Source organism: Rhizobium sp. P32RR-XVIII, assembly GCF_012641395.1.
Taxonomy (GTDB): domain Bacteria; phylum Pseudomonadota; class Alphaproteobacteria; order Rhizobiales; family Rhizobiaceae; genus Rhizobium.
Genome location: NZ_JABAIH010000025.1, coordinates 46,785 through 52,952, shown reverse-complemented (window position 1 = coordinate 52,952; position 6,168 = coordinate 46,785). Strand labels below are relative to the sequence as shown.

Here is a 6,168-nt window from a genome sequence, read left to right as displayed (position 1 = left end):
CTCAGTCACCGGAGTGGGCGCTGTCGGCAGACGGCGTTCGGGCGCTGCGACAGACATCTGAGATCCCGTCGACCGGCACGGGCGAGGCGACGACGGTCGCCGCCACCCGACGCGCATTCGCAACCGAACCGGAAGGGGAGGGAGAAGACGCCAACGCTGTCAAAAATCTGCCCGGCGTCGACTACGCCGCCATCGATGCCGTGCTCGCCCGATCGGAGGCGGCGATCGAGAACGCAACACGGCCCGGCCGCGCCGGCAGCCATGCTGCCGAAAAGGATCCGCTGGTCTATGATCTCGACTGGGACGAGGACGCGCGGCTCGAAGAATGGCGGGGCGTGCTGCGGCAGGCCGAACATCTGCCGACGGTGCTGCAGGCCATCGTCGCCCTGGATGCCTGGAATGAATTGTCCGTCCTGCAGCATGCACCCTGGCTCGGTCGGTTGTTTGCGGCCTCCATCTTGCGCCATGCCGGCATCACATCAGGCGCGCATCTCGCCGCCATCGATCTCGGCCTCAAAACCATTCCCGTCGATCGGCGCCGACATCGCGATCGCGAGACGCGACTGCTGGCCATCGCCCACGGCCATTTGGCGGCCGCCGAGATCGGCATAAAAGAGCATGACCGGCTGACGCTAGCGAAAAAGATGATGGATCGAAAGCTGGAGGGGCGGCGGACGTCGTCAAAGCTGCCGGAGCTGGTCGAGCTGGTGATGGCGAAGCCGCTGGTGTCGGCCAAAATGGTGGCCAAGACGCTGGACGTGACGCCGCAAGCGGCGCGGCGGATCGTTTTGGAGCTTGGCTTGAGGGAAATGACCGGAAGGGGGAGGTTTCGGGCATGGGGGATCTTATAATCGAGTCCGAGCTCTTCGCCGTCGGCAAAGTCCTGGAGGCATTTTTTCAACGTCGAAGCCAAACCTACCGGTTCTGGGAACGAGAGCGTTTCGCCAGTTCCCTTTAAGAGCAAGACGACCGTTGCTTTCCGGACCCAATCCAACATCGGCGCCGGAAGTGCAGCTCCGACCTCGATTGTGCTGTGCCCCACCGTTGGGCGCCCAGTAGTGGCCGATAGCAACTGCCGAACAGGTCCGAGACCCCGGCTTTCTATTTCTGCCTGAACATTGTTCGCCGCAACTGTCGCCTGTTAGTCATTTGCGGATTCCAGATGCTGGCTCGATCTCTGACGACTTGCTGTAGATTACTTGGAGGGCGTCAACCCGGCTATCGGCTTGTGGTCTCGCGCTGGTCGTGGCGGCTTGCTTTTCCGGCTCGATCTCCGGGTGATGACGGCTTCCTGGTCGAAGATATCTTGCCAGAATGAACCACTATCGTCACCACTTCCGTCTATTGCAACGAAATCGGGGAGGTTGACACGGGCCATAGCTCCCAAGAGCACGCGCGCATCTTCCTTGTTCAAACAAATCCCCGACTCATCTGCCATCACCATAGCGAGAAAGCTCTTCCTCTCGCGACCCGCTGATAGAGACAGATTTGCCTTAGGCTTGCGACTATTCATTTCCTGCGAAACTTCGCCATAAACCGCAGCGGCGGCAGCGGCGGTTGGCAAACGATATGTCAACCTTTTTCCAACCACCAAGGGCTGAGACCAATACATATAGTAGCACCAAATCGGATCGACTTTGTCCTGCCCGTGGATATCGCGCCAGACAGCGTTGCCGACTTCCTGCCAACGAAGGAGGCGATGAATTTGATGAAGTCTTGTGACGCTATCAATTTTGCCGGGCGCCTGACCAAACGCATATTTCCTCAACTCCGCGTCTGCGAAATTGCGATCGGCTACCCGGCGGTAATGTGAAAACGGCAAGGGCATAAACGGCGCCTTCTTTGCCTGGAAGAGCTTGATGTTGACGAAGTTTTCTCCGATGCGGCGGGCAAGTCCAAAATCCCCTCCGCGGATCGCCTCAATATGCTTGGGCTGTTGCGCCCAGTAGATTTCAGGTTGGAGGGCGTCGTGGTCCTCGGGGTTCTGCCATCGGTCCATGAGATTGAACCAAGAAAGACACGAGGCGAAATGGCCCATGAAACTCGACGTATGATGCTCTTCATCGAACCCAGACAAGGTGGAGGTCCAAATCGTCTCAAGTGCGGCCTGAGTAAGGGCTGCAGACAATACCGTGCCCTCAGTCGAGAGGCTATTGACCCATTCCAGGTCATAACTTGCCAGGCCGCCCATTGCCGCTATGCGCTGTTGTAGCACCGCTACTGCGTCGTCCAGAAGCCGTAAATCGTTTCCTTGGCCCATTAGATATCTCCGATCTAATCGGCGTAGTAAAGTTGAAGAGTTCACTCCGCCCTAAAGGCAAACCTAAATTTCCATCGATTTCTGCTTAAAAATCATTGCGGCGAAGAATGGGATTCCTTTTCATTGAAAGCTGCAGCCGAACCGGTGCATGCTTGAACCTTCCGATGCGGTCCACGGATGCGCGCTGGATAAACTAGAAAGTCGGCGTGTTAGCCGCGGTTGTTTATGCTTGCCCACCTGCGCCGCCAACTCGAAGATGAGAATCCGAGTTTGGCGCCGGGAACGCTCGACTATCCCTATCTTGCATCGATCGTTATTGTTGCGGTGCACGCGGAACGCAAACAACACCCGATAGTTGTTAGTAACGCGTCAAACTGAAGTTTATCTCGATGCGCAGTGCTTGACGGCAGGCGCACTGGCCTCTCATCGTCTGCCGATGAAGTACGATTTCGCAACACTCTCCGCCGCCGATTTTGAAGATTTGGCGCGCGACCTTATAGGGCGCGAATGTGGTGTCCGCTTTGAGGCCTTCACAGTGGGCACAGATGATGGAATGGACGGTCGGCACGCAATGGCGACCGGAGCAGTCATCCTGCAGGCGAAACACTATCTTCGCTCGGGCTTCTCAAAACTGAAGTCGAAAATGAGGGAAGAGCGCCGGTCAATCGACGAGCTCGCACCCCAACGCTATATTCTCGCGACTTCTGTTGCGCTAACGCCCGCCAACAAGGAAGATCTCGCCGAGATTATTGGCCCTGCATTGATATCCACTGGTGATATCTTCGGTGCTGACGACCTCAACGCCTCCCTACGCTCTCATTCGGACATTGAGACGGCACACCAAAACCTTTGGCAGCAAAACACGCCGGTTCTCGAAAAGGTTCTCACTTCCATCGTCCGCAAGGCTATGACATCTGAGGATGTCCCGCCGGCGCTGGCGAGACTTCTGCCGCCGCATCCCAGCAAAACCACTGAGGTCGCACATGCCGAGCGCGATATCATATTTCTGATCAAGGGCTCGCCTATCGACGACGAGTTCACGCTGTGGCTGGCGCCGAAACTCGAGGCCGAGGGCTATCAGGTATTTGCGGACATCCTTACACTTCAACCTGGTGATCGGTGGAAGCGGGAATTTACCACTGCACTTCGCCACCGCGCAGCCAAGGTGCTTCTGCTGTGAGGGATGCGACACTGGCCGAGAGCAATGTCGAAGACGATCTCGATATTGCCTTGGAATTGGCCAAGGAACTTGGCGACCAGCGGTTCATTATACCATTGCGAATGGAGACATTCCGCAAGATCAAGGGTCTTGGAGATACAGTCCCTGTCGACTTCGTTAGGAACTGGGGGGAGGGTCTCGATAAGCTGCTCGATACACTTCAGCGTCAGAAAGCACCGCGGCGGACAGACCAGATCTCGATCAACCCGAACTGGGAGATATTCCGCCGGCGCGGCGCCGTTCCGATTGTTGACGAGCCGGAACGACTGACCTCGAACTGGCTTCGCGTCGCCGAGGCGCCTGACGTCATTCGATACTTCGAAAGCTCTGGCGTGATCAACAGAAGCCGCCTTCAGTCGGCGATTGAAGCCTACGGTCATCCTTGCGCGTTGGTGGGGGGAGCCGGATTTTTCGCCTTCGGCGAGCCGGCGGAAATCGACATCGCGTTTGAAGCAGCCGGGCGCTTCAGGTTGAAATATGAAATTCCGCTTGTCGAATTTACAGAGAGTGGATTCGCCAAGCTGAAAGTCGATCGTCAGACAGCATCGAATCTTATGATCGCCATGCTAAAGACCGCGTGGTTCAACTATTGTAAGCGTAACGGCTTCGTCGAATATCAGTATTCGAACGCCGTGGGTTTTCATGCCTCAGCCGAACAGGCGCCTACCGGCAAACGAATTCCATGGGGAACGCAAGGCGACAATCGCTCTTCGATGCTGCGCAATTCTGCAAAGGGCCACATCTGGCAATTCGGCGTTACCGCGATGCCGGCCTTCTGGCCGTTCTGGCATTTCAAATTGAAGTCTCGAGTGCTGTTTGCAGTCGACAACCAGACACCGAGCGGACTTGCCATTGACGACGCCAAGAAGCTGCACAGGTTGAGGCGATCAATCTGCAAGGGATGGCGCAACAAGCAGTGGTATGGCCGAATGCTTGCCTTTCTCGAGCTTCTGTCGGGGGAATCTGCCTTTGTCCGCCTTCCTATGTCGGATTCCGCGGAAATCGTCCTGGAGGCAGCCCCAATGCTGTTTACTTCGCCCGTCAGGACGGCACTTCCCGACATTCTTGGTGAGGATGAAGAGGAAACCGATATCAGCACGCTCGGCAGGCCGGATAGCGAAGACGAGGTGGAAGAATGAGGTTCCCAGAACGCTCCCTGCAGGTCGATCATATCCACGAGCCGGAGCTCGAGTTTGCCTTCGGCCAGCGAAGCGCGCATCCGAAAGACGGGTTATACCTTTATGGGCCACACGCGAAGGCCAAGAAGGCGCGCGAGATCCGGGTGGGTGTCGTCGGCACCAGCGACGGTATCGCACATTTCCGCACCTGGAGCCGTGAACTGCATTCCATCGTGCAAGTGCCGCCGCCGGGGAAGGGCGAAAAGGCAAATCGCCTTCACCTGGCAAACTTCCCGGGTCTCGAGGAAACCTTTGGCATCCTTTACGATCCAGACGAGCTCAGCGCGCTTTCGATCCCGCTTGAGGACATCGACCGTGTTACACGCGTCTTCAATCAGCATGAGGCCGTGGATAAGGTATCCCGACTTTATATCGACCGTGTCAATAAGCATTTGCGTAACGAAGAGCGCACGGTCGATGTCTGGATCCTGGTGCTCCCGGAAATTGTCTATGAGCGTTGCAGGCCCAACTCAAAGCGCACTGGGCTTGCCACCGAGAAGGGGGACTTCGCCAAAAAGCAGAGACGGCGCGAGAGCCTTCCGCTTTTCGCCGGCGTCATCGACCAGAGTGATGAGACCATCTTTGATGATGTTCCTGACTTTCATCGCCGGATCAAAGCCGACTTCCTGAACATTGCCCCCACGCAGCTCATTCGTGAGACAACGCTGGCGCCGGGCGCCTTTCTGAACAAGGCCGGCTATCCCACCCGCAAGACGCAAGATCGGGCGACCGTTGCCTGGAATCTCGCGACTGGTCTCTACTATAAGACCCAACCACGACCGCCGTGGCGACTGTCGACCATCCGGCCGGGTGTCTGCTATCTCGGGATGGTTTACAAAAGCCTTCCGAATGACCCTCAGGGACACTCGTGCTGTGCTGCTCAGATGTTCCTTAACGAAGGCGACGGCGTCGTCTTTCGCGGGGCAAACGGTCCGTGGAAGACCGGAGACTATGAGTTTCATCTGAAACGTGACGCGGCCGAGGACCTGCTTAAGCTCGTTCTGGAGAGTTATATCAGCACTCATGGTGAAGCGCCAAAGGAACTCTTTATCCATGGACAAACGTTTTTCAACGACGAGGAGTGGAGCGCCTTTGCCGAGGCGGCGCCGGCCGGGACAAATGTGGTCGGCGTTCGGATCCGCACCACCGGCGGTGAGACGAAACTCTTCAGAGACGGAGACTATCCCGTCCTGCGCGGCACAGCGTTGATACTGGACCACCAGACCGCTTACATTTGGACGACGGGGTACGTTCCGCAGTTGGATACATATATCGGACCAGAAACACCCAATCCACTGCACATCACGGTGACCCGGAGCAAGGATGCCAAACCGAACATCCGCGACGTCCTGTCCGACATCATGGGCCTCACAAAAATCAACTATAATTCGTGCAATTTCAACGATGGGCTCCCAGTCACGGTTCGTTTCGCCCGGATGGTTGGCGACGTATTGACGATGGGTTCGGCCGCCAAAGGTGAGAAAAAGCAACCGTTCAAGTTTTACATCTGA

Annotated in this window: 5 protein-coding genes; 4 read left to right on the top strand and 1 reads right to left on the bottom strand. The window is 56.8% G+C overall.

The genetic code is table 11. The features are described 5' to 3' along the window. Positions 1–851, top strand: an 851-nt coding sequence (locus HGP14_RS32070; RefSeq protein WP_168833853.1) for an RHE_PE00001 family protein, incomplete at its 5' end; no start/stop codon positions are given. A gap of 344 nt (positions 852–1,195) precedes the next feature. Here the strand turns inward: HGP14_RS32070 and HGP14_RS32065 are convergent. Further along, the gene (locus HGP14_RS32065; protein ID WP_168833852.1) at positions 1,196–2,260 is read right to left on the bottom strand and encodes a hypothetical protein; all 1,065 of its coding nucleotides are present in this window, start codon (positions 2,258–2,260) and stop codon (positions 1,196–1,198) included. A gap of 400 nt (positions 2,261–2,660) precedes the next feature. Here HGP14_RS32065 and HGP14_RS36000 point away from each other — a divergent pair, with 400 nt between their 5' ends. The 3 genes from HGP14_RS36000 (at position 2,661) to HGP14_RS32055 (ending at position 6,168) form a co-directional block, all read left to right on the top strand. Beyond that, on the top strand, positions 2,661–3,440 hold the full coding sequence (locus HGP14_RS36000; RefSeq protein WP_246704708.1) for a toll/interleukin-1 receptor domain-containing protein: 780 nt from the start codon (positions 2,661–2,663) through the stop codon (positions 3,438–3,440). After that, entirely contained in the window at positions 3,437–4,618 is a 1,182-nt protein-coding gene (locus tag HGP14_RS35995) for a hypothetical protein (RefSeq protein ID WP_246704707.1), read from the top strand. The genes HGP14_RS36000 and HGP14_RS35995 overlap by 4 nt, the downstream gene beginning before the upstream one ends. Before the next feature lie 212 nt (positions 4,619–4,830). Beyond that, the gene (locus HGP14_RS32055; protein ID WP_312862237.1) at positions 4,831–6,168 is read left to right on the top strand and encodes a hypothetical protein; all 1,338 of its coding nucleotides are present in this window, start codon (positions 4,831–4,833) and stop codon (positions 6,166–6,168) included.